We start from the raw sequence: 23526 nt of genomic DNA on the forward strand, positions 1-23526 counted from the left end.
GCGGATCACAGCTTGGTGCTGCGCAGTTCGTGACCCTTCGAGGTCTTGCAGCGGCCCGATTCGAGATCCCACTGCCAGCCGTGCAGGTTGCAGGTCAGCGTGGTGCCGTCGACGACACCGAACTTCGACAGGTCGGCCTTCAAGTGCGGGCAGCGACGCTGGATCTCGTAGCCGCCCAACTCGATCGACGCCGAGTCGTCGTGCGCCTCGGCGAACCAGCCGTCGGCGTACGCGATGCGCTCGTCGGTCAGGCACTTGAAGAAGGTGTAGAGGAACTCGTTGTATCCGCCGATGCGCCAGGCCGTGAACCGGGTGGACAGGAAGATCGTGTTGACCCAGTCGGGCTCGTCGTCGCGCAGAACCGTGCGCACGAGCTCGGGAGCGATACGGAAACCGTAGCGGTACTTGCCTTCTCCCTCGATGGGTTCGCGCACGACGCGCTTGGGGAAGTCGAGCACCACGGTCTCGTCGCCCATCACCAGACCCACCGGGTAACCGATGCCGTCGCAGATGAGATCGGACTGCGCCATGATCGGCTCGAACTTCGCCTTGAGTGCGGGCAGCAGCGGCTCGCCCTCGGCGGGAGCCCAGGCCGCCTTCTGCGCCGCGATCACCGGAGCGAAGCGCTGCGCCATGTCCTCGATGTAGGCGGCCTTGTTCGTGAAGATCGCCTCGACCTGCTCGTCGGGGATCGGGTGCGTGAGCGTCATGTGCTCGCTGCCCTTCAGATCCACCACCGAACCCGGGATCATGAGCAGACCGCCCTCGCGGCCGTGGATGCGCAGTTGCTCGAGGAAGACCTGCTGGTCGGGGAAGATGTTGCCCTCGTCGCCGTGGTCGTCGTTGAGGTCGCGCAGGTCGTCGTCGAGGAAGACCGGCGGACCGGCCGACGGCACGATCCACGTCGCGTCGACCTGGTCGATGTAGCTGCGGCAACGGTCCATGCCGCGCTGGCGCTTCTGCTTGCCGAAGTTGGCCTTGGTCTTCTTCGGGATGTCGTAGACCATCGGGTACCAGATGGCGCCCGAGTACTGCAGCAGGTGGATGTCGATCTTCCCGAACGCCTCGTGCATGACGTCCATGTCGATCGGCCGCGCGTCGTTCATGTTGAACACGGTCGACTCACCGTCGGAGACGATCAGGCCCGAGTCGCCGATCGGTCCGTCGGCCGGCGCACGCAGCGCGATGATCATGATGTCGAGATCGCCCGGCGAGAGCGGAGCCTGCGGAGCGACCTCGATAGTGCCGTGCCGCAGCCGGTGCTTGACGGAGTCGGTGGTCTCGAAGAATTTCGAGAAACCGAGCTTCTCGAGCTCGCGACGCAGGTCCGGTACCGGATAGTCGGGCAGCAGGACGGTCGCGTCCTTGTTGACGTGCTTGCTCAGCGTGTCGGGATCGAAGTGATCCTTGTGCAGATGCGAGACGTACAGGTAGTCGACGTTGCCGAGAGCGTCCCAGTCGAGACCGGTGTTGTCCGGGAAGGGCACCCACGAGGCGAAGTACGCGGGCGTGACCCACGGATCGCACAGGATGGACCCCGCTTCGGTCTGGATGTGGAAACCGGCGTGTCCGACGCTGGTGATCTGCACTTCGTACCCTCCTGACGTGCTGACCGACGCCTACCAGAGTAGGCGCCGCCCGTCAGTCCACTGCGCCCAGGCAGTACCCGCTGCTGCCCGTGGTGAGCAGGACCACCAGGTCACGGGGTGTACCGGCCTCGACGATCGGAATCGTCACATTCGTGTACACCTCCGAGACCGGGGTGACGGAAGCGGCCGCGGCGTCGAAGGATTCGAGGTCGCCGACGACGTCGGGATCGGTGGCCAGCGGCGGCACTCCGGGGTTCCCGGTGCCCCAGGGATCCCACGTGCCCCGCGCCTCGCACACCAGTGGGTACCGCTCCTCGGTGTCGTCCGGATCCACCGGCGCGCCGATCGCCCGTCCGAGGAATCGTTCGACGGCGTAGCGGGCGTCCTCGTCGGTGTAGCCCGGCGCGCCGGTCGGGTTCACGTACGGGCACGCGTAGCCGGACGCGATCTCGCTGCGCAGGACGGACAGGTCGATGCCACCGGCCGACCACGTCACCGCGTACTGGCCGTCCCTGCCCGGCTGCTGCACCGCGGCGGTGATCGCGTCGACGTCGGCGTACATCTGCCGGGCCCGTTCCGGGGCGATCGTCCAGCACTTGCCCACCACATCGACGCCGCCGACGAGGTCGTTCGTCCATGCCTGCAGCGCCGCGGTGGCGGCGGGATTACCGGGGACGTCCCCGACGACCACCGCGGGCGTCGCGGCGGGGGTGGTCTCCTCGACGGTTTCCGCCGCGGTCGGTTCCGGGCTCTCGGTCGGGATGCCGGACTGCCCGTCGCCTTCGCAACCGGCGACGGTGAGGACCACGGCGACGGCGAGGCCGGCGAATGCGAGTACGTCGGGCTTTCGGGCGAGGGTGCGCACAGTAGTGGCCTTTCGACGATGATCACGGTCGTTCCTCCACCGGGCCCCGCTAGGCTGACCGGCGTGGAACCCTTCTATCGGACCATCATCGGTGTCGCCCGCACGCTCTTCGCAGCGCAAGGGCTGAAGTTCGCGATCACCGGGGCGGAGAACATCCCGGCGACGGGTGGTGCGGTCATCGCGATCAACCACACCGGCTACATGGACTTCACCTACGCCGGGATCCCCGCCCGGGTCACCAAGCGGTACATCCGCTTCATGGCGAAGAAGGAAGTCTTCGACCACAAGATCTCCGGCCCCATGATGCGCGCGATGAAGCACATCCCCGTCGACCGCGGCGACGCCGGCGAGTCCTACCGACTCGCCGTGGAGGCGCTGCGTGCCGGTCAGCTCGTGGGTGTCTTCCCGGAGGAGACGATCAGCCGCAGCTTCGAACTCAAGGCGTTCCGGTCCGGCGCGGCACGGATGGCGAACGAAGCCGGTGTCCCGGTGGTCCCCATGGTCATCTGGGGGTCGCAGCGGGTGTGGACGAAGGGCCACCCGAAGCGGCTCGGACGTACGAACACCCCGATCACCATCGAGGTGGGCGCCCCCATCCATCCGTTCGAGCCGGCAGCGGAGATGACCGCGCAGCTCCACGCGACCATGGAGAAGATGCTTCACCGGGTCCAGGACGGTTACATCCACGAGGACGGTGCCTACTGGGTGCCCCGCCGCCTGGGCGGATCCGCGCCGACCCTCGAGGAGGCGACCGCCCTGGACGAGGCCGCGGCCGCCGAGCGTCGCGCTCGGAAGGCCCGCGAACGTGCCGCCCGTGAAGGTGCTGCCGGTAGCGGCAACGATGACGCAGGCGGCGACCGCGGTACTTCGGCACAATGACGGAGTGAACGCACAGTCGAGTCGAGAGCCGTATCGGGACCACATCACGGACGCGGTGCGTCCTGCTTCCACGGACGCGGTGCGTCCTGCTTCCACGGACGCGGTGCGTCCTGCTTCCACGGACGCGCTGCGTCCCGGATTGGTGGCTACGGACGTGGACGGCACCCTGATCGACGACACCGAGAAGGTGTCCGATCGGACCCGCGCCGCGGTACATGCGGTGGTCGACTCCGGTGTTCCGTTCGTCCTGGCCACCGGCCGCCCGCCGCGCTGGATCGCGCCGGTCGTCGAAGAGCTGGGCTACGCGCCCATGGCGGTGTGCGCGAACGGTGCCGTGCTCTACGACAGTTCCACCGACCGTGTGCTCAGCGCCGCGGTGCTCGAGGTCGACGAACTGGCGTGGCTCGCCGAGGTGGCCTCGTCGGTGCTTCCCGGTTGCGGTCTGGCCGCGGAGCGGGTGGGGGATCGGGCCCACGACGCGGCGACGCCGCAGTTCGTCAGCGCTCCCGGTTACGAACATGCCTGGCTGAATCCGGACAACACCGAACTCGCCGAGCACGAGGTGATCAGTGAGCCCGCCATCAAGTTGCTCGTCCGGCTCCCCGGCGCGACCAGCCGGGAGATGGCGGAGGCTCTCGTGCCGAAACTGCACGGGCTGGTCGACGTGACCTATTCGACGACCCACGGGCTCATCGAGATCTCCGCGGCGGGGGTCACGAAGGCTTCCGGTCTCCAGGAGATGGCCCGGCTACTGGGTGTCTCCCACGAGAATCTCGTGGCCTTCGGCGACATGCCCAACGACATCCCGATGCTGTCGGTAGCGCGTCACGGTGTGGCGATGGAGAACGCGCATCCGGACGCGAAGTCGGTCGCAGACGAAGTCACCGCCACCAACGTCGAGGACGGGGTGGCCCGCGTTCTCGAACGGTGGTGGCGGTGACTCGTTCCTACCGGTGCGCTGCGGGTCAGCCCGCGGGCGCCGGTTCGGGTGCCGGTTCCGGCGCAGGTGCCGGTTCGGGTCCGGGCGCAGGAGCACCCTCGGGTGCGGGTCCTGCGACGTCGGCCGGCTGATCCTGCATCGCCTGGTCGTAGGCGTCGTCGTAGGCGCGCAGCACCTTGGTGACGACACCCGTGACCTCGTTGAAGATCAGCGAGCCGAACTCGAAGTCCGAACGCCAACCGTCCGGCACCCGGTACTCGTCGCTGGTGGGCAACCCCAGCTCACCAGCGTCGAGTCCGTTCTTCTCCCACGCCTTGTAGATCTCGCCGAGTACCGTCCACGTGCCGCCGTTCGGTGACGTGTAGATGGCCCCGTTGACGAAATTCACTCGTTCGAAACCGCTCTTGACCGCGGGAAGGATCGAGGTCACCGCCTGTCCGAGCCGTCCGAGTTCGCCGCCCTCGGCGAGCCACTTCTGGACCAGCGGGTGACCGCTGAGGCGGATCAGCTCGTCGACGACACCTTCGGCGGTGCCGGCCGAGCCCGAGGCGAGCGCTCCGACGTTGATGTCCGGCACGTTCGGCGACGGATTGGACGGCGACGGGTTCGAGGGTTGCGGGTTCGAGGGTTGCGGGTTCGACGGCGACGGGTTCGAGGGCTGCGGGGCAGTGCCACCGCCACCGCCCTTTGCCGCAGCGACGGCGATATCGCGGATCTTGCCCATCTGCGAGTAGCCGGCATCACCCGGGCAGCTGGTGTTGCCCACGTCGCGGTGCGCGAAGATGATCGGCAGATCCACCGCCGCACCCTGCGGGTAGGGGGTGAACGATGTGCCCTCGGAGTACATCGTGGTGCGGCCCTTGGGGTTCAGTCCCGCGCGGGCCAGACGCCAGCCGAGGAACTTGCCGACCGACTCCACCGCGGCCTGCGGCGGGGCCTGGGTCGAGAAGTCGCCCATCATCGCGATGCCGTGGGTGTTCTCGTTGAATCCACCCGCGTGTGCGCCCTGGACGTTGCGGTCGAGACCACCGGCGCGGCCCTCGAAGATCTGGCCGTACTTGTCGACGAGGGTGTTGTATCCGATGTCGCACCAGCCGAGCGTGCGTGCGTGGTACGCGTAGATCGCGCGCACGATCTCGGCCGATTCGGCCTTCGAGTAGTTGTTGCTGCCCGCGGTGTGGTGCACGGTCGCGCCACCGAGGGAGTCGTCGTAGGTCGGGGTCTGGCAGCGCATCGACTCGTCGGCGCCCCACTGCTGGCGGGTGATCACCTTCAGGCCGGAGTTACCGAGCGGGCTCGCGATGTCCTCGAGTCGCGCGTCCGCTTCGCTGCTGCCGGGCGAGATGAGCACGGCACTGACCGCTTCGGCGGCCGCCTGCAGCGGGTTCTCGCGCAGCGGCTTGGACGAGGACGCGGGCACGTATCCGAGGTCGGGTGCATCGGCTGCGGGTGCAGCGACCGGCGCGGGTGCCTCGTCGGCGGGGACCGGGGCCTCCGCCGGGGCTGCAGGAGCAGGAGCTTCGGGCGCCGGTGCCTCCGGGGCGGGTGCCTCGGGAGTGGGAGCGGGGGCTTCGGGTGCCGGCGGGGCCTCCGCGCCGGCGAGATTCGGTTCGGGGCCGGGACGCGGCGTCAGCAGCACCTGCACCGCACGGGTGGCACCGACGTAGATCGGCTCCGTGCCCGTGCGTCCCTCGCTGGTGGCGTCGTCGGCGCGCGTCTCGATCGGCTCGGTCGCGGTCCAGGGACCCCAGCTGCCGTCGTCCTGCTGCGCGCGGATGAGCGCGTCGGTGGCGGCGACGTCCTCGGCGGCGAGCGCGACGAGGCTGAACGGGGTGTCGCGGGTGAGTTCCTTGACGGTCGCACCGACGCGCTGGACGAGTCCGCCGTTCGGGTCGGGAGCAGTCGTGATCTGCGGGAGCCCGTCGACGATCTCCTTCAGGCTGAGGTCCGGCAGGTTGAGACCGGTGAGCTCCTCGAGCGGGATGATCAGGTCGGGCACCGAGGCGAGCACGACTTCCGCGATATCGGGTGCCACTGCCTCGACGGTGTCGTTGGCATTCCGGATCTCGGGAGCGGTGCTGGTCAGCCCGGTGACGGCGAAGGGCGTCGCGACGGCCAGGGCGGCGACGGCACCCAGGACGATCGACGGCTTGGGGCGGCGATGCGGCACTGTTTGCTACTCCCTGTCGTTGGTGCTCCAGCGGACGGTTCCGACTTCGGATCGTCCCTTACGTGTCGCTTCCGTGGCCCGGTTCGGACACGAAAGTTCTGTAACTCGTGATTCTTGTGTTGCTTCTGTGACATTTGTTGCCTAGCTCCGTCACTCTTGTCACACTAGACGCAGCAAACCTTAAGCCTCAACCTGAGCTTGAGGATCGGTCGAAATTGTCCGATATCGCGGATCACGAGTTCGCGCCTACAGCGACAACGAGGGAGCAACGTCATGTCACGACAGTCCATCGGGCGCAGAGGCAAGATCCGGAGGCGGCGCATCATCCTCGGCAGGCCGCTGCGCAACGGATGGCGTCCCTCCGTCGCCCGTGCCGCCGCGATCGGGGTCGCTCCCGCGCTGCTCGTCGGAGCCGGCGTGGGCGCGCTCGTCCAGAGCAACCAGGCGGCACCAGGTGTCGTGCAAGCGGTTTCGGCCGACACGCCCTTCACGTTCAGTGGCTTCGGTCACGGCCACGGTCGTGGCATGGGGCAGTGGGGTGCCTACGGCTACGCCCAGGACGGGTGGACCGCCGAGCGGATCATCGGCCACTACTACGGCGGCACCGAACTCGGCACGGTCGACGACGCGATGATCGCGGTCCGTCTCATGGCGCGCGACGACCACACCCTCGACGTCTACTCCGACACCGGCATGATCGTCGCCGGTAAGCAACTCGCGCCCGGCGAGGCCGCGCACCTGACACCCACCCCGGACGGCGGCGCGAACGTCGTCGTCACCGAGGGCTGCAGCGGCGACGTGCTGTGGCAGGCAGCCACCGACCTGCCGTGGGTGGACCCGATCGACCTCGCCGAGGACCGTCCCGCGAACGAACACCTCACGATGTGCTCGGACGACAAGACCTACCGCGGTGCCCTCGGTGTGGTGCTCGACGGCACCGCCCCGCGCACCGTCAACCGCCTCCACGTCGAGGACTACCTGCGCAGCGTGGTCCCCGCCGAGGCGCTGCCCGCCTGGGCCGACACCGGTGGTGCCGAGGCGCTGCGGGCGCAGGCCATCGCCGCGCGGTCCTACGCCCTCGCCGAGAAGCGTCACGAGAAGTGGCAGACCTGCGACACCACGGACTGTCAGGTCTACGGCGGGTCGGGCGTCGAGGATCCGCGCACGGACGACGGTGTGCGCACCACCCGCGGAACCGTCCTGATGAAGGACGGCGAGGTCGTGCGCAGCGAGTTCTCCGCCTCCACCGGCGGCTACTCGGCCGGCGGCACCTTCCCGCCCGTCGAGGACGAGGGTGACAAGGTCGCCCCGAACCGCGAATGGGCCAAGACCTTCACCGCGGCCGAGATCGGCAGCAAGTTCGGCGTCGGCGACCTCCAGGCATTCGAGGTGCTCTCCCGCAACAATCTCGGACCCGAAGGCGGTCGCGTGACCCGGGTCCGCGTAGTCGGCTCCGACCGCACCATCGAAACGACGGGCGCCGAGGCACGGACCAAGCTGGGACTGCGTTCCGACTGGTTCACCGTCAAGGAAGGCATCGACGAGGACGCCCCGGAGATCACTCCGGCACCCGAACCCGGCCCCGAAACCGGCACCGATCCCTTCGGCAGCGGCACCGGCACCTCGCCCATCGAGCAGGCCTATCTGGACCTCGGCGGCGTCGACAGCGTGCTCGGCTCGCCCATCGGCCCCGAGCTGATGCTGCCCGACGAGATCGGCAAGTTCCGGATCTTCACCGGCGGCGCGATCGTGTGGACACCGGACCTCGGTGCTCAGGTCATCGACGCGAGCTTCCTGAAGGACTGGTTCCCGAGCACGGGTAGCGCCGAGTAACCCGACGGCACATCTCGACCGGCCGGTCGCCCCGAACAGGGCGACCGGCCGGTGGCGTTCCGGCACCGCGACGACGATGGTTGACATTGACGCAACGTCAAGATGCACGCTGGGCGTAGCCGGAAAGAAGGAGGTGGGCACGTGCGGGAATGGTCGATCCAGCAACTGGCACGCGCCGCCGGTGTCACCAGCCGCACACTGCGGCACTACGGCGACGTGGGGGTGCTGCATCCGAGCCGCACCGGCAGCAACGGCATGCGGTTCTACGACGAGGACGCACTCGTGCGTCTCCAGCGCATCCTGCTGCTCCGCGATCTGGGACTGGCCCTGCCCGCCATCCGCGGCGTGCTCGCCGGTCACGACGACACCGCGAGCGCACTGCGCACCCACCTCGACCTGCTCGAACACGAGCGCCGGCAGTTGGACCGCCGTATCGCGGCGGTGCGCACCACCTTGGCGAAGACGGAGAGAGGGGAGGAACTCGTGGCAGACGAAGTGTTCGACGGGTTCGACCACACGCAGTACCGGGACGAGGTCATCGAACGGTGGGGCAAGGACGCCTACGACTCGGGCGATCGTTGGTGGCGGGGCATGGACGACGCCGCCAGGCACGACTGGATGAAGCAGGTCGAGCAGCTGAACCATGACTGGATCGCGGCGGCCCGGGCCGGTCTCGACCCGGCGGGCCCCGAAGCGCAGGACCTCGCGCGGCGGCACGTCGCCTGGCTGTCGTCGATTCCGGGCACCCCGGGAGGCGGCACTGCGGCGGGCAGTCCGCGGGAGTACGTGCTCGGTCTCGCCGACATGTACGTCGAGGACGAGCGTTTCGCAGCGAACTACGGAGGACGGGAGGGCGCCGAATTCGTCCGTGACGCGCTCACCTACTACGTGTGAGTGTGACGGCCCTCTCGGTCCGCCCGGACCGAGAGGGCACCTCCGCGACGGAGTCGCATACCCTGGTCTCCCGTGACTGCTGCATCAGCGCCCCAGCCCTCCACCGGTGAGTACGACCTGATCGTCGTCGGCTCCGGATTCTTCGGACTGACGATCGCCGAGCGCGCGGCCACGCAGCTCGGCAAGCGAGTGCTCGTGATCGAGCGTCGCCACCACCTCGGTGGCAACGCATACTCCGAGCCCGAACCGGAAACCGGAATCGAGATCCACAAGTACGGTGCCCACCTGTTCCACACCTCCAACAAGAGGGTGTGGGACTACGTGAACCAGTTCACCGATTTCACCGGCTACCAGCATCGCGTGTTCGCGATGCACAAGGGCCAGGCCTACCAGTTCCCGATGGGTCTCGGACTGGTGTCGCAGTTCTTCGGCCGGTACTTCAGCCCCGACGAGGCACGCGCCCTCATCAAGGAGCAGGCCGCCGAGATCGACACCGCCGAGGCGAAGAACCTCGAGGAGAAGGCGATCTCCCTGATCGGCCGCCCCCTGTACGAGGCGTTCGTCCGCGACTACACGGCCAAGCAGTGGCAGACCGACCCGAAGGAACTGCCCGCCGGCAACATCGCCCGGCTGCCCGTCCGCTACACCTTCGACAACCGCTACTTCAACGACACCTACGAGGGCCTGCCGGTCGACGGGTACACGGCGTGGCTGGAGAACATGGCGGAGAACGAGCGGATCGAGGTCCGGCTCGACACCGACTGGTTCGAGGTGCGCGATGAGGTCCGTGCCGCGAGCCCGGAAGCCCCCGTCGTCTACACCGGCCCGCTCGACCGCTACTTCGACTACTCCGAGGGCCGGCTCGGATGGCGCACCCTCGACTTCGAGACCGAGGTGCTGCCCACCGGCGACTTCCAGGGCACCCCGGTCATGAACTACAACGACGCCGACGTGCCCTACACCCGCATCCACGAGTTCCGGCACTTCCACCCCGAGCGCGACACCTACCCGACCGACAAGACGGTCATCATGCGTGAGTACTCGCGTTTCGCCGAGAACGACGACGAGCCGTACTACCCGATCAACACCCCCGAGGACCGCGAGAAACTCAACGCCTATCGCTCCCTCGCGAAGAAGGAAGCCGCGGACAACAAGGTGCTCTTCGGTGGCCGGCTCGGCACCTACCAGTACCTCGACATGCACATGGCGATCGCGAGCGCGCTGTCGATGTTCGACAACGTCCTCGCCCCGCATTTCGACTCGGGAGCGCCCATCGCCGGGGACGCCTCGTGAGCGCCGCGAAGCACGCGGCCGTCGCGAAGCACGAGGCGGCGAGTACCCCCGCCACGGAGGACGAACTGCTCGGCCGGTCGCTGCTGCAGCGCATCATCCTGCCGCGCCCGGGCGAGCCCCTCGACGTGCGCACGCTCTACCTCGAGGAGTCGCCCACCAACGCGCGTCGCGCCCACGCGACGAGCCGGACGACGCTGGCGATCGGCGCCGAGTCCGAGGTGTCGCTGTGCACCTACTTCAACGCCTTCCCGGCGAGCTACTGGCGTCGCTGGAGCACGCTCGGCTCGGTGGTGCTGCGACTCGAACTCACCGGCCACGGCCGCGTCGACCTGTACCGCAGCAAGGCCGACTCGAGCCGCATCCACGTCACCGGCCGCGAGTTCCGCGGGTCCGACACGGTCGTCGAGATCGAAGCCGACCTGGGGCCGTTCGAGGACGGCGGCTGGCTGTGGTTCGACGTCACCACCGACAGCGAGGTCACGCTGCACGCCGCCGGCTGGTACGCACCTGTCGAGGCGCCCGGACACGCCTCGGTCGCAGTGGGCATCCCGACCTTCAACCGCCCCGCCGACTGCGTGAAGGCGCTGCGTGCGCTCGCGTCCGACCCGCTGGTGATGGACGTCGTCGACGCCGTCATCATCCCCGACCAGGGCACCCGCAAGGTTCGCGACGAGGCCGACTTCGCGGAGGCCGCCGAACCCTTCGGCGACCGTCTCGTCATCCACGACCAGGGCAACCTCGGTGGCTCCGGCGGCTACAGCCGCATCATGTACGAGGCGCTGAAGACCACTTCCAGCCCGTACATCCTGTTCATGGACGACGACATCGAGATCGAACCCGACTCGATCCTGCGCGCGCTCGCCCTGTCGCGATTCGCGAAGAAGCCCATGCTCGTCGGCGGGCAGATGCTCAACCTGCAGGAACGCAGCCACCTGCACACCATGGGTGAGGTCATCCACCGCTCGAACTTCATGTGGGGTGCCGCGCCGAACGTCGAGTACGACCACGACTTCTCCACCAAGCCGCTGCGCGACCGGGAGAACTCGAAGCTCCTGCACCGACGCATCGACGTCGACTTCAACGGCTGGTGGATGTGCATGATCCCGCGTGTCGTCGCGGAGGAGATCGGCCAGCCCCTGCCGCTGTTCATCAAATGGGACGACGCCGAGTACGGCCTGCGGGCACGGGACGCCGGCTACCCCACGGTGACGATGCCCGGCGCCGCGATCTGGCACATGGCGTGGAGCGACAAGGACGACGCCATCGACTGGCAGGCGTACTTCCATCTGCGCAACCGGCTCGTCGTGGCCGCGCTGCACCAGCACGGCGACGCCAAGCCGATGGTGCTCGACACGATCAAGGCCACGATCAAGCATCTCGTGTGTCTCGAGTACTCGACGGTCGCGATCCAGAACAAGGCCATCGAGGACTTCCTCGCCGGTCCGGAGAACCTGTTCGACCTGCTGCCGCGTGCCCTTGGCGAGGTGCACGCGCTCCGGAAGAACTTCCCCGACGCCGTGGTGCTGCCGTCGTCGACCGAACTGCCGATGGCATCCGGCGCCGAGGTCGGGGCCGTCGGACTGCCCGAGGGTGCGGTCGCGAAGGTCAGGCGTCTCGCGAAGGGTGTGCTGCACAACGTGCGCCCCGAGAACCGCGAGCACCACGAGCGGCCGCAGCTGAACGTGCCCACCATCGACGCGCGGTGGTTCCTGCTCTCGCAGGTCGACGGCGTGACGGTCACCACGGCGGACGGTCGGGGTGTCGTCTACCGTAAGCGCGACCGTGCTCAGGCCCAGGCCCTGCTCACCGAGGCGCTCAGGCTGCGACGCGAACTCGCGCGCCGGTTCCCCGAGATGAAGAAGCGGTACCGGGACGCGGTTCCCGCCCTGACCAGCAAGGAGGAGTGGGAGCGTGTCTTCGGAATCGGCAACTGACCCCGGCACTGCGGCTGCACGTCACTGGAAGAGCACCGGCACCGAGGTGCGGGTGCTGCAGACCGTCCAGGCCACCGCCGGTGCCGTACCCGCAGCGACGACGATCGCCCGCGGCATGTCGCACTTCGGTGAGCACGCTCTCGGCTGGATCGCGATCGGCGCCGCCGGCGCCCTCGTCGACCGTCCCCGTCGCCGTAGATGGGCGAGCGTGGCGGTCGGCGCGTTCGGTGCCCACGCGGCGTCCGTCGTCATCAAGCGGGTCGTGCGCCGTCCGCGGCCGGTGGACCCGACGGTGCAGGTCAACGTGTCCACGCCGAGCCGGCTGAGCTTCCCGTCGTCGCATGTGACGTCCACGACTGCGGCGGCCGTGCTACTCGCCCGCACCACCGGGCTACCCTTTCCCGCGGTGCTCGTGCCGCCCATGATGCTGTCCCGCCTCGTGCTGGGCGTGCACTATCCGACGGATGTACTGGCGGGTGCGGCACTCGGTGCGGCGTCCGCGGCCGTCGTGGCGCGGGCAGAGACGAAGTGGGGAGATCGATGAGCGAGGAACCGGCGCCCGTCAAGGAGGCGCCCAAGAGCCTGGGCGCCGGGATCGTCAAGGCGGTCCGTCCCCGACAGTGGGTGAAGAACGTCCTGGTGCTCGCGGCCCCGATGGCGGCCGGCTCGGTCACCCAGGTCGACGTGCTGCTGCCCGTCGCGCTCGCCTTCGTCGTCTTCTGTATGGCCGCCTCGGGCATCTACCTCGTCAACGACGCGATGGACGTCGAAGCCGACCGTGCACACCCCACCAAGCGGTTCCGGCCCATCGCGGCCGGCGTGCTCCCGGTGCGACTCGCGTACATCCTCGCGACGGTGCTGCTCGTCGGCTCGATCGCGCTGTCGTTCATCGCGAACTGGCAGCTCGCCGTCGTCATGGCGGTGTACATCGGCATCCAGCTCGCGTACTGCTTCGGGCTCAAGCACCAGGCCGTGCTCGACATCTGCATCGTCTCGTCGGGCTTCTTGATCCGTGCCATCGCCGGTGGCGTGGCCGCCGAGATCCCGCTGTCGCAGTGGTTCCTGCTGATCATGGCGTTCGGGTCGCTGTTCATGGCGGCCGGCAAACGGTACGCCGAGTTGCGCCTCGCGACCCGCACCGGCGCGAAGATCCGCAAGTCGCTCGAGTACTACACCGAGACCTACCTGCGGTTCGTGTGGACCGTCGCGGCGACGGCGGTCGTGCTCTGCTACGGCCTGTGGGCGTTCGAACAGGACAACGTGGCCGGTTCCAACTGGTACGCCATCTCGATGGTCCCGTTCGTCGTCGCCATCCTGCGCTACGCGGTCGACGTCGACGGCGGTGAAGCCGGCGAACCCGAGGAGATCGCCCTGAAGGACCGGGTGCTGCAGTTGCTCGCAGTGGTGTGGATCCTGGTGGTCGGCGGTGCTGTCTACCTCTTCTGACGTCGTGCGCGGCGTCCACGACACCGAGGCCGGACCGTCCAGTACGGTCGGGCCCGTTCGGCGTGACCGCCTCACCGGCGGTGTGTTCGCCGCGGGTGTGGTCGTCTCCGCGTTCCTGATGTTCTGGGGAGCGTGGGAGCGGCGCTGGATCGCCGACGACGGTCTCATCGTCCTGCGAACCGTGCGCAACCTCCTCGCCGGCAACGGGCCGGTGTTCAACGCGGGGGAGCGCGTGGAGGCCAACACCTCCACCGCGTGGACGTACATCGTCTACGCGGGCGGATGGCTCACCGGCCTCCGCCTCGAATACGTGGTGCTCACGATCGCGCTCGTGTTGTCGACGGGCGCGATCGTCCTCGCCATGCTCGGCGCCGCACGCCTGTACCGGTGGCGACTGCGCGCCACCACGGGCACCGTGCTGCTCCTGCCCGCCGGTGTCCTCGTCTACATCGCGGTGCCCCCGGCCCGCGACTTCGCCACCTCGGGCCTCGAGTCCTGCCTGGTGATCTGCTGGCTCGGCCTGCTGTGGCTGCTCATGGCCCGGTGGGCGACCCCCACGCCGGGAGGGGACGGATCGCTCCCGGGTACCGGGCAGATCCTCGCCACGGCGTTCGTCGCCGGACTCGGCCCGCTCGTGCGACCCGAACTCGCGCTGGTCGCGGTGCTCGCACTCGCGATGCTGTTCCTCGCGCCCGGCCTCGACCTGCGCATCCGGGTCGCGATGGTCGCGGTCGCCGGGATGATCCCGATCGGTTACCAGATCTGGCGCATGGGCTATTACGGACTGCCCTATCCCAACACCGCGGTCGCCAAGGACGCCGGTGGTGCCAAGTGGTCGCAGGGCCTCGAATATCTCGGCAACCTCGTCTCGCCGTACCTGCTGTGGCTGCCGCTGCTGGTCCTCGCGGTCCTCGCCGCGCTCGTCCTCGCGACCAGCCGTGAGGTGGTGGGCCTCACCGCAGCGGCGGCGCGTCCCGATCCGCGCGACGTGCGGGCCATGCTGACCTGGGCGCAGAAGCTGTTGCGCACGCCGACCGCCGTCGTCGTGCTGTTCCTCGGCTCCGGTGTGCTGCTCGCGCTGTACTCGCTGCGTGTGGGCGGCGACTTCATGCACGGCCGCGTCCTCCTGCCGCCGCTGTTCTGCCTGCTCCTGCCCGTCGCCGTCGTCCCGCTGCGGATCCCGGACCGGGCGGAGCTCGGCAACAACCGGCCGACGCAGGTCGCGGGTGCGTTGGCCGTGCTGTGGCTGGGCACCGTCGTGTGGACGGCCGCCGCGGCCAACACGACCGGCATGACCGAGGGCGCCGTGGTGGGCCGATCCGGCATCGTCGACGAGCGCGCCTTCTACGCCCTCAACACCGGGCATCTGCATCCCATCCTGGCCGAGGACTATCTCGACTACCCACGTATGCGGGCCATGGTCGAGGCCATCGCGAACACCCCGAACGGCGGGCTGCTGCTGCCGACCCCCTCCTTCGACGCGTGGGACGTCGTGCCGCCACCCGAGCCCATCCCACCGGGCGGTGCCGGGCACACGGTGTTCTTCCTGAACCTGGGCATGACCAGCATGAACACCGGTCTGGACGTGCGGGTCGTCGACCAGATGGGCCTGGCCTACCCGCTCGCCGCGCACACCGAGCGCCTCGAGGACGGCCGGATCGGCCATGACAAGATCCTGTTCCCCGACTGGGTGGTCGCCGATTCGGGCATGGTCGACGTCCATCCGTGGATGCCGGGCTATCTCGACGAGGACTGGGTCGCGATGGCGAAGACCGCGCTGACCTGTCCCGAGACCCGGGAGATGATCGATTCCTCGAGCGCCGAACTCACGTGGGCACTGTTCAAGAGGAACCTGCGCAACGCGTTCGACTACGCCTCGTACCGGATCGAACGGGTGCCGAAGTACGAGATCCAGCGCTGTGACCTGCCGATGCCACCGCCGCGGGGGTGACGGCCGGACACCGAGATCAACTTGGCCCCCTTCGACTGTCTCGATAGGATCACGACGCATCACGGATGGGTAACATTCCGGCAGCGCGTGCTTGACCTATAGGTCAAGAGGTGCCCAAGAGCTGTTGAAACCAGGGTTTGTCAGAGATCACGCGGTCCTTTACAGTTTTGACCGCAGTGTGACTTGGGGCGGCCTTCCGCGGTCGTCATCGCCGGAATCCGGGGGACGCGAACGCGGACGCCGCAGACGAGAAAGAGAGCATTGTTCATGCGTTTTGTCCCGAGGTTGAGGCAGGGCCTTCGACGGCGACTGCTCGGCACCGCCGCCGCAGCTCTGGTCCTCCCCGTGGCTGCCGGCCTCGTCGGAACCACCGCCGCCGTCGCCGCGCCGGCGCAGGGAGCGCCGGTCTCGCACCGCGCGCCTGCAGGGGGCTTCGAAGAGGTCTTCGTCGAGTCCGACATGGGCCCGATCAAGGTTCAGATCCAGTGGGCTGCGCGCGGTGGCGACGCGGCGCTCTACATGCTCGACGGCCTGCGCGCTCGGGACGACGCGAACGCCTGGACGTTCGAGACGAACGCCCTGCAGCAGTTCGCGAACGACAACGTCAGCCTGATCATGCCGGTCGGCGGACAGTCGAGCTTCTACACCGACTGGTACGCGCCGTCCAACCTGAACGGCCAGGACATCACCTACAAGTGGGAGACGTTCCTGACGGAGCAGCTGCCCGACTATCTCGCCACCCGTGGCGTGTCGCGCAACAACAACGGCATTCTCGGCCTGTCGATGGGCGGTTCCGCCGCCCTGACCCTGGCCGCCTACCACCGCGACCAGTTCAAGTTCGCGTCGTCGTTGTCCGGCTACCTGAACCTGTCGGCTCCCGGCATGCGTGAGGCCATCCGCGTGGCGATGCTCGACGCCGGCCGCTTCAACGTCGACTCGATGTGGGGCCCGCCGTGGAGCCCGGCGTGGCTGCGCAACGACCCGTTCGTCTTCGCTCCGAAGCTCGAGGGTCTGTCGCTGTACATCTCGGCCGCCAGCGGTCTGCCCGGTGAGCACGACAACCCGCAGGGCTTCGTCGGCTACTACAACACCGCCAACGGCATGGCGCTCGAGGCGCTGTCCCTCGCCCAGACCCGCGCGTTCCAGCTCAAGCTGGCGACGCTCGGCATCCCGGCTACCTTCGACTTCCCGGCGCGCGGCACGCACGCATGGAAGTACTGGGAGGATCAGCTGTGGAAGGCACGCCCGCAGATCCTCGAGGCGCTGAACGCGTTCTGATCTCCGGTACGCACTGCTAGCAACGACGCCGCCCGCTCACCGATCCGGTGAGTGGGCGGCGTCGTAACTTTCTGCAACAATTTGCTCACCTGTCACAGCGCGGCACCCGCGATTCCGGGTGCCGCCGGTGTAGAAACAACATCCGGGACTCCGGTATCCCGAGTCGGCATACCCAGCCGGGGCGCCCTGCCACTGCCGCCGTCGCGGTCCACCCGAAGCCGCACTTCGGCAGGAAATCCGGCAACGCAGAAAGTGAGCGATGCAGATGCGAACTGAGCTCGAGCACGGTGAGCGACGGACGGGTCCGAGCAGGAGAGCGGCTCGCGTCGCGGGTGCGCGGCGCAGAAGATCCCGTGCGCTCGCACTGATCGCCGCAGCCCTCGTCGCGCCCGTCGCCGCAGGTCTGACCACTGTCTCGGTGGCCACCGCCGATCCGCTCATCGCCCAGTCCGGCCCGACGAGCACTGCCGGTGCGACCGTCCGCTCTGTCGACTGGCTCACCGATCGCCGCGTCGCTCTGTGGATCGACTCGCCGTCGATGGGGACGCCGATCCAGGTGCAGCTGCTGCTCGCGCGCGACTGGAACAGCAAGCCCGACGCGAAGTTCCCGTCGGTGTTCATGCTCGACGGCATGCGCGCGCGCGACGACGAGAACGGGTGGACGCTCGAGACCGATGCGGAGGCCTTCTTCGCCGACAAGAACGTCAACGTCGTGCTGCCGGTGGGCGGCCAGTCGAGCTTCTACTCCGACTGGATCGATCAGAACAACGGACAGAACTACAAGTGGGAGACCTTCCTGACGAAGGAGCTCCCTCCGCTGCTCGAACGCGACTGGCGTACCACCGACAAGCGTGGCGTCGTCGGCCTGTCGATGGGCGGTACCGCCGCGATGTTCCTACCCGCCCGCAACCCGGGCTTCGCGCAGTTCGCGGCGTCGTTGTCCGGCATCCTCACCACGACCACCCTCGGCATGCCCGAGGCCATCCACTACGCGATGCAGGACGCCGGTGGTTTCGACTCCGAGGCGATGTGGGGTGCGCCCGGCTCCGAGGGCTGGGAGTCGCACGATCCCTACCTGCTCGCCGACAAGCTCAAGGGCGTGAGCCTGTACGTCTCGAGCGGCAGCGGCACCACCGGCCCCCACGACGATCCGTCGGGCATCCCCGGGGTCAGCACCAACTACGCCGGCATGGGCCTCGAGATCCTCTCGCGCCTCACCTCGCAGGCGTTCGCGACGAAGCTCGAGAAGCAGGGCATCCCCGCCCAGATCGTGTACCGGCCGTCGGGCACCCACACGTGGAAGTACTGGGAGTTCGAACTGCACCAGCTGTGGCCGCAGCTCGCCAACACCCTCGGGGTCGAGGTCGACAAGCCCGAGTGCAACCCCACCGGCGCCTTCGGCGATGTGGCGAACGTGAACGGTTGGCTCGGCGACTGCCTCACCGGTGAATACGACGTCGCCGGTGGCAAGGTGCAGGACTTCCGCTTCGGCCGCGTCTTCTCGTCCGACGGCACGACGGTGCCGGTCGCGGGTGCGATCGGCGGCGCCTACCAGGGTGTCGGCGGTCCGGCCGGGCAGCTCGGCTATCCGACCACCGAGGAACGCGTCGCACCCGACGGACGCGGACGGTTCAACCATTTCCGGAACGGCGCGATCTACTGGACGCCCGAGCACGGCGCCCACGCGGTCCGCGGAAAGATCTTCGAGGAATGGAAGAACCAGGGCTGGGAGGGCGGACCGCTCGGCTACCCGATCCTCGACGAGGCGGCGACCCCCGACGGCCGCGGCGCGGTCCAGGGCTTCGAGATCGGCGCCATGTACTGGAGCGAGGACACCGGCGCCCACGGCGTGCAGGGCATGATCCTCGACAAGTACTCCCAGCTCGGCTACGAGACGGGAGTCCTGGGCTACCCGACGGCCAGCGAGCAGCCCGCAGGGCGTGACGGTCGCTTCAACGAGTTCCAGCACGGCAACATCTACTGGAGCCCGCTCACCGGTGCCTGGCCGGTCCGCGGCAAGATCCTCGAGGCGTGGCTCGCCGAGAAGGGTGCCGAAGGACGTCTGGGCCTGCCGATCAGCGACGAGTTCCCGGCCGTGGACGGCAAGGGTGTCCAGCAGAACTTTCAGAACGGCTTCATCACCCTCGACGGCGACGAAGTCAAGCTGCAGCCGTAACCGAACGACAGCAGGGTCGGCCCGTGTAACCGGGGGAGGAGGGACGCTCCTACCGGCCGCACGGGCCGCTCTGTAGCCTGGGGCGCATCTGACCAAGTTCGACCGACATCCCGGATGTGAGGACCCCACCACATGCCTGCACGGACCCGCTCACGCTCGACCCGAGTCCTCGGCGCCCTCGCTGCGGCACTGACCGCCACGGCCGTTCTCTCCGCGTGCGGAAGCGACGACTCCACCGCGACGAACACGCCGACGACGTCTGCCGCCACGGAAACCTCGGCGTCGACATCGACCTCCGCGGCCGAGACATCCCCCGGCGCGGCCGGGGCCGAGACCACGGGCGAGACCGAGACGAGCGAGGCGTCCCCGGCTCCGTCCTCGCCCGCTGCCGGAGACGACGATGCCGGAGAGGACACGGGCGCGGCACCCGCTCCCACGCCCGGCGCACAGGCCTTCCTCGACGGTCTCCGCGCCGAGGGCGTCGAGCCCAGCGACGAGACCGGCGCGGTGAACATCGCCGACTACATCTGCAGCGCCCAGGCGCAGGGCGGGTCGCCGGAGGAGATCAAGGTGTTCGTGACCGCGCTCGTGGGTAGTGATGCTGCAGCCGGTGGTGTCGAGTTGTCGGAGGATCAGGCCTCCTCGACGGCCGACACGTACATCGCCGTCGCCGGCGAGACGTACTGCAACTAGGGAACGCGGGGACAGCACGAATGGTCAGGACGAAGCAGCGTCGCGGACGCAGGATCGTGGTCGTGGGGGCGCTGCTCGTCCTGGCGATCGTGCTGGTGCTCTGGTACATGCTCGCGGGGCGGCTGGACATCCCGTCGCCGATTCCTACCCCGCCCGGGCCGGAGGAGCCGCAGTCGCAGCCGGCCTCGTGCCCCGACGTGCAGGTCGTCGCGGTGCCGGGCACCTGGGAGTCCGCGGTGGGCGACGATCCGTACGCTCCGGCCGCGAACCCGTACTCGCTCATGCTCAACGTGACGAGGCCGCTGCAGGAGCGTTTCGACGCCCAACGCGCCGATGTCTACACGGTGCCGTACGTCGCGCAGTTCTCGAACCCCATTGCGATCCCGCCGGACGGCCAGCAGTCCTACAACAACAGCCGCAGTGAGGGATTCGCGGCCACCACCGACATCCTCGCGCGACGCTCGGCCGAGTGCCCGCTGACCACCTACGTGCTCACCGGTTTCTCGCAGGGCGCCGTGATCGTGGGCGACGTCGCCGCGCAGATCGGTGCCGGCAACGGCCCGGTCCCCGCCGACCGGGTGCTCGGTGTCGCACTCGTTGCCGACGGTCGCCGCGACGGGGTCTCGGGCACCGACATCGGTGCGCCCGTCGCCGGAGTGGGCGCCGAATTGTCGCTCGACGGCCTGCGGCTGCCGGGGATCACGATGACCGGCGCGCGTCCCGGTGGCTTCGGGGAGCTCGACGACCGCACGATCCAAATCTGCGCGCCCACGGACAGTATCTGTGACGCACCACCGAACGCGCTGAATCCCGCCAACTGGATGTCGGCCGCTCCGCGCCTGCTCGAGTACGTCAACAACCCGATCCACGCGATGTACAACACCTACGTCGTGGACGAGAACGGCACGACCGCGACGCAGTGGATCGTGAACTGGGCGGCGGAGAAGATCGATGCCGCACCGGAACCCGCAGAAGAATGAGGTGCGGCCGTCGCTGCACGCGGGGGAGGTTCGGGCCCGAGTGAACCCTCCCACATATTACTCGCCGGTAGTGTCCGATCTCACCACCCGGTACACTCGAAAGACGGGCTGCCTTTAGACTCATCCCTCGGCTGCGGCCCGGCCGTCCGGGATCGTGGCGCACGACGACTGCCACAGGAGAAGAGGTTCATGGTGCCAGTGACGGCACGGCGAACGGCCGGCCCCCTCCGGGGGCGTAGCGACGGCCCGCGACCGGGAATGATCCTTGTCACGAGCTCTCGCCTCGGTCGGGCGTACGTACCGGGGCGCCGATCCTGGGCAGCAGAGGGCGGCGGGTTGCACCGTCGGTCGGTGTCGGCGTCGAAAAACCCTCGCACACAATCGGATCGTGTGCTCGTCTCGTTCGACGGGCGCGGAATGTGTGTGTGAAGACGACCATGTCGTATCTTTGTGTTTCCCGTGTGCGAGGGGAAGCGTTCTTCCCGGCGACCGCACTTTGCGTGGGTGCGCGTGATGCCGATCTGTAACATATTCGTGATCTGGGGTCGATGGACACGTTCGAGGAACGGACCGCCGGAAGCCGTGGGGGGCGGTATCGGTACGACGATCCGCCGGCGCGGAGGAAAAGTTAGTGGCGCAACCATGTCGAGTGGTTGTGGGATCGCTTCGACAGGGAGAAGGAATTGAGCGTCGGGTTCGAAGAGTTCATCGATGAGAACGGGCGGATCAGGCTGCCTGAAGGGCAGACCCTGCTCGATCACCTCGAGGGGAACTTCGCTTCAAACGGTGACGACCTCGCCTACCGGTACATCGACTACTCGCGGGAACGCGACGGCGAGGTGCACGAGCTGACCTGGGATCAGTTCGGCGTGCGCATCAAGGCCATCGCCGCGCGCCTGCAACAGGTCACCGCTCCCGGCGACCGCGTCGCGATCCTCGCTCCGCAGGGCCTCGACTACGTCGTGTCCTTCTTCGCCGCGATCTACGCCGGCACCATCGCCGTGCCGCTGTTCGATCCCGACGAGCCCGGCCACACCGATCGCCTGCACGCCGTTCTCGGCGACTGCACCCCCAGCGCGATCCTCACCGCCACCTCGTCCGCGGCCGGCGTGCGGCAGTTCTTCCGCCCGCTCCCCGCTGCGCAGCGTCCCCGCGTGATCGCCGTCGACGCCATCCCCGACTCGGTCGCCGAGTCCTGGAACCGGCCGCCCATCGGCACCGACGACATCGCGTACCTGCAGTACACCTCCGGCTCGACCCGCGTTCCCGCCGGCGTCGAGATCACTCACCGCTCGGTGCTCACCAACGTCATCCAGATGGCCGACTCCATCGAGCTCGACGAGTCGTCGCGCGGCGTGACCTGGCTGCCGCTGTTCCACGACATGGGCCTGCTCACGGTGATCCTGCCCGCGGTCGGCGGCAAGTACATCACCATCATGAGCCCGCGTGCCTTCGTGGCCCGGCCGAGCCGCTGGATCCGCGAGCTCGCCGCCGTCTCCGACGGTGCCGGCACCTTCGCCGCCGCCCCGAACTTCGCGTTCGAGCACGCTGCGGCACGCGCGGTCCCCAAGCCGGGCGAAGAACTCGACCTGAGCAACGTCATCGGCCTGATCAACGGCAGCGAGCCGGTCACCACGTCGTCGATGCGCAAGTTCAACGAGGCATTCGGGCCCTACGGTCTGCCTCGCACGGCGATCAAGCCGTCCTACGGCATGGCCGAGGCCACCCTGTTCGTCTCCTCCACCCGTCACAGCGACGAGGCGAAGGTCATCTACGTCGACCGCACCGCACTCAACGCGGGCCGGGTCATGCGCGTCGAGCCCGATGCCGAGAACGCCATCCCGCAGGTCTCCTGCGGTTACGTCGCACGCAGCCAGTGGGCCGCGATCGTCGACGCCGAGACCGGCACCGAGATGCCCGACGAGCAGGTCGGCGAGATCTGGCTGCACGGCGAGAACATGGGCATCGGCTACTGGGGTCGCAAGGAAGAGACCGACAACACCTTCCACAACCGCATCACCAAGCGTCTGGCCGAGGGCAGCCACGCCGAGGGCACCCCGGACGACAGCAAGTGGCTGCGCACCGGCGACTACGGCGTCTACATCGACGGCGAGCTCTACATCACCGGTCGCGTCAAGGACCTCGTGATCGTCGACGGCCGCAACCACTACCCGCAGGACCTCGAGTTCTCGGCGCAGGAGGCCAGCTCCGCGCTGCGTCCCGGCTTCGTCGCGGCGTTCGCGGTGCCGGCCAACCAGCTGCCGCGCGAGGTGTTCGACAACGACGCCTCCGGCCTGCAGTTCGATGCCGACGATTCGTCGGAGCAACTCGTGATCGTCGCCGAGCGCGCTCCCGGCGCCGGCAAGGCCGATCCGCAGCCGATCGCCGACGCGGTACGTGCCGCGATCTCGTCCCGGCACGGTGTCACCGCCCGCGACGTGCTGCTCGTGCCGGCCGGTTCGATCCCCCGTACGTCCAGCGGAAAGATCGCGCGTCGGGCGTGCAAGACCGCATATGTCGAGGGAACGCTGCGTGGTGGTTACCAGCAGCAGGCCTTCCCGGACAGCGTGTAAGAACGAATGTCCTCTTTCCCGGGTAGCGTGGT

17 protein-coding genes are annotated in these 23526 nt (G+C 68.3%); 14 read left to right on the top strand and 3 right to left on the bottom strand.

Annotation, left to right across the window (positions count from 1 at the left end):
• Positions 1-5 precede the first annotated feature (5 nt).
• Together RBB84_RS22005 and RBB84_RS22010 are read right to left on the bottom strand one after the other, a co-directional pair.
• On the bottom strand, positions 6-1589 hold the full coding sequence (locus tag RBB84_RS22005; RefSeq protein ID WP_019290360.1) for a Rieske 2Fe-2S domain-containing protein: 1584 nt from the start codon (positions 1587-1589) through the stop codon (positions 6-8).
• Between the two features lie 52 nt (positions 1590-1641).
• The gene (locus RBB84_RS22010; RefSeq protein WP_350246849.1) at positions 1642-2454 is read right to left on the bottom strand and encodes a hypothetical protein; all 813 of its coding nucleotides are present in this window, start codon (positions 2452-2454) and stop codon (positions 1642-1644) included.
• A 63-nt stretch (positions 2455-2517) separates the two neighbouring features.
• On the opposite strand from RBB84_RS22010, the gene RBB84_RS22015 reads away from it, so the two are divergent.
• Both RBB84_RS22015 and RBB84_RS22020 read left to right on the top strand, forming a co-directional pair.
• Positions 2518-3333 carry a lysophospholipid acyltransferase family protein gene (locus tag RBB84_RS22015; protein WP_006553432.1) on the top strand — a complete coding sequence of 272 codons (816 nt, stop codon included), beginning with the start codon at positions 2518-2520 and terminating at the stop codon, positions 3331-3333.
• Complete coding sequence (locus RBB84_RS22020) at positions 3296-4273, top strand: HAD family hydrolase (RefSeq protein ID WP_350247711.1); 978 nt, start codon at positions 3296-3298, stop codon at positions 4271-4273. Before RBB84_RS22015 ends, RBB84_RS22020 begins: the two co-directional genes overlap by 38 nt.
• Positions 4274-4298: 25 nt before the next feature.
• Here RBB84_RS22020 and RBB84_RS22025 read toward each other — a convergent pair whose 3' ends face one another.
• Positions 4299-6443: an N-acetylmuramoyl-L-alanine amidase gene (locus RBB84_RS22025; RefSeq protein ID WP_024102670.1), complete on the bottom strand. Its 2145-nt coding sequence runs from the start codon at positions 6441-6443 to the stop codon at positions 4299-4301.
• A 273-nt stretch (positions 6444-6716) separates the two neighbouring features.
• On the opposite strand from RBB84_RS22025, the gene RBB84_RS22030 reads away from it, so the two are divergent.
• From RBB84_RS22030 to fadD32, 12 genes are all read left to right on the top strand, one after another.
• Entirely contained in the window at positions 6717-8276 is a 1560-nt protein-coding gene (locus RBB84_RS22030) for a SpoIID/LytB domain-containing protein (protein ID WP_024102671.1), read from the top strand.
• Positions 8277-8417: 141 nt separating this feature from the next.
• Complete coding sequence (locus RBB84_RS22035) at positions 8418-9170, top strand: MerR family transcriptional regulator (protein WP_228044816.1); 753 nt, start codon at positions 8418-8420, stop codon at positions 9168-9170.
• A 72-nt stretch (positions 9171-9242) separates the two neighbouring features.
• Positions 9243-10463, top strand: a complete 1221-nt coding sequence (gene glf / locus RBB84_RS22040; RefSeq protein WP_006553437.1) for a UDP-galactopyranose mutase — start codon at positions 9243-9245, stop codon at positions 10461-10463.
• On the top strand, positions 10460-12397 hold the full coding sequence (locus RBB84_RS22045; RefSeq protein ID WP_082921076.1) for a glycosyltransferase: 1938 nt from the start codon (positions 10460-10462) through the stop codon (positions 12395-12397). The genes glf and RBB84_RS22045 overlap by 4 nt, the downstream gene beginning before the upstream one ends.
• 46 nt (positions 12398-12443) lie before the next feature.
• Complete coding sequence (locus RBB84_RS22050) at positions 12444-12941, top strand: phosphatase PAP2 family protein (protein WP_248690889.1); 498 nt, start codon at positions 12444-12446, stop codon at positions 12939-12941.
• Positions 12938-13843, top strand: coding sequence for a decaprenyl-phosphate phosphoribosyltransferase (locus tag RBB84_RS22055; protein ID WP_033097846.1), 906 nt, complete (start codon positions 12938-12940; stop codon positions 13841-13843). Before RBB84_RS22050 ends, RBB84_RS22055 begins: the two co-directional genes overlap by 4 nt.
• A gap of 4 nt (positions 13844-13847) precedes the next feature.
• The gene (zomB, locus tag RBB84_RS22060) at positions 13848-15794 is read left to right on the top strand and encodes a flagellar motor control protein ZomB (RefSeq protein WP_082921075.1); all 1947 of its coding nucleotides are present in this window, start codon (positions 13848-13850) and stop codon (positions 15792-15794) included.
• A 267-nt stretch (positions 15795-16061) separates the two neighbouring features.
• The gene (locus RBB84_RS22065) at positions 16062-17072 is read left to right on the top strand and encodes an alpha/beta hydrolase family protein (protein ID WP_006553442.1); all 1011 of its coding nucleotides are present in this window, start codon (positions 16062-16064) and stop codon (positions 17070-17072) included.
• A 259-nt stretch (positions 17073-17331) separates the two neighbouring features.
• A complete protein-coding gene (locus RBB84_RS22070) occupies positions 17332-19248 on the top strand; it encodes an alpha/beta hydrolase-fold protein (protein ID WP_024102676.1) in 1917 nt (638 codons plus the stop codon).
• A gap of 132 nt (positions 19249-19380) precedes the next feature.
• The gene (locus tag RBB84_RS22075; RefSeq protein ID WP_033097843.1) at positions 19381-19941 is read left to right on the top strand and encodes a DUF732 domain-containing protein; all 561 of its coding nucleotides are present in this window, start codon (positions 19381-19383) and stop codon (positions 19939-19941) included.
• Between the two features lie 20 nt (positions 19942-19961).
• Positions 19962-20921: a cutinase family protein gene (locus RBB84_RS22080; protein WP_024102678.1), complete on the top strand. Its 960-nt coding sequence runs from the start codon at positions 19962-19964 to the stop codon at positions 20919-20921.
• A gap of 683 nt (positions 20922-21604) precedes the next feature.
• On the top strand, positions 21605-23494 hold the full coding sequence (gene fadD32, locus RBB84_RS22085; protein WP_006553446.1) for a long-chain-fatty-acid--AMP ligase FadD32: 1890 nt from the start codon (positions 21605-21607) through the stop codon (positions 23492-23494).
• The last annotated feature ends 32 nt before the right edge of the window (positions 23495-23526 follow it).

Source organism: Rhodococcus sp. D-6, from assembly GCF_040256695.1.
Classification (GTDB): Bacteria; Actinomycetota; Actinomycetes; order Mycobacteriales; family Mycobacteriaceae; genus Rhodococcus; species Rhodococcus pyridinivorans.

Excerpts from the sequence above, each read along its gene's own strand:
- RBB84_RS22020 (WP_350247711.1), top strand. The coding sequence starts at position 3,296 with ATGACGCAGGCGGCGACCGCGGTACTTCGGCACAATGACGGAGTGAAC.
- RBB84_RS22030 (WP_024102671.1), top strand. The coding sequence starts at position 6,717 with ATGTCACGACAGTCCATCGGGCGCAGAGGCAAGATCCGGAGGCGGCGC.
- RBB84_RS22055 (WP_033097846.1), top strand. The coding sequence starts at position 12,938 with ATGAGCGAGGAACCGGCGCCCGTCAAGGAGGCGCCCAAGAGCCTGGGC.
- RBB84_RS22065 (WP_006553442.1), top strand. The coding sequence starts at position 16,062 with ATGCGTTTTGTCCCGAGGTTGAGGCAGGGCCTTCGACGGCGACTGCTC.
- RBB84_RS22070 (WP_024102676.1), top strand. The coding sequence starts at position 17,332 with ATGCAGATGCGAACTGAGCTCGAGCACGGTGAGCGACGGACGGGTCCG.
- RBB84_RS22075 (WP_033097843.1), top strand. The coding sequence starts at position 19,381 with ATGCCTGCACGGACCCGCTCACGCTCGACCCGAGTCCTCGGCGCCCTC.
- RBB84_RS22080 (WP_024102678.1), top strand. The coding sequence starts at position 19,962 with ATGGTCAGGACGAAGCAGCGTCGCGGACGCAGGATCGTGGTCGTGGGG.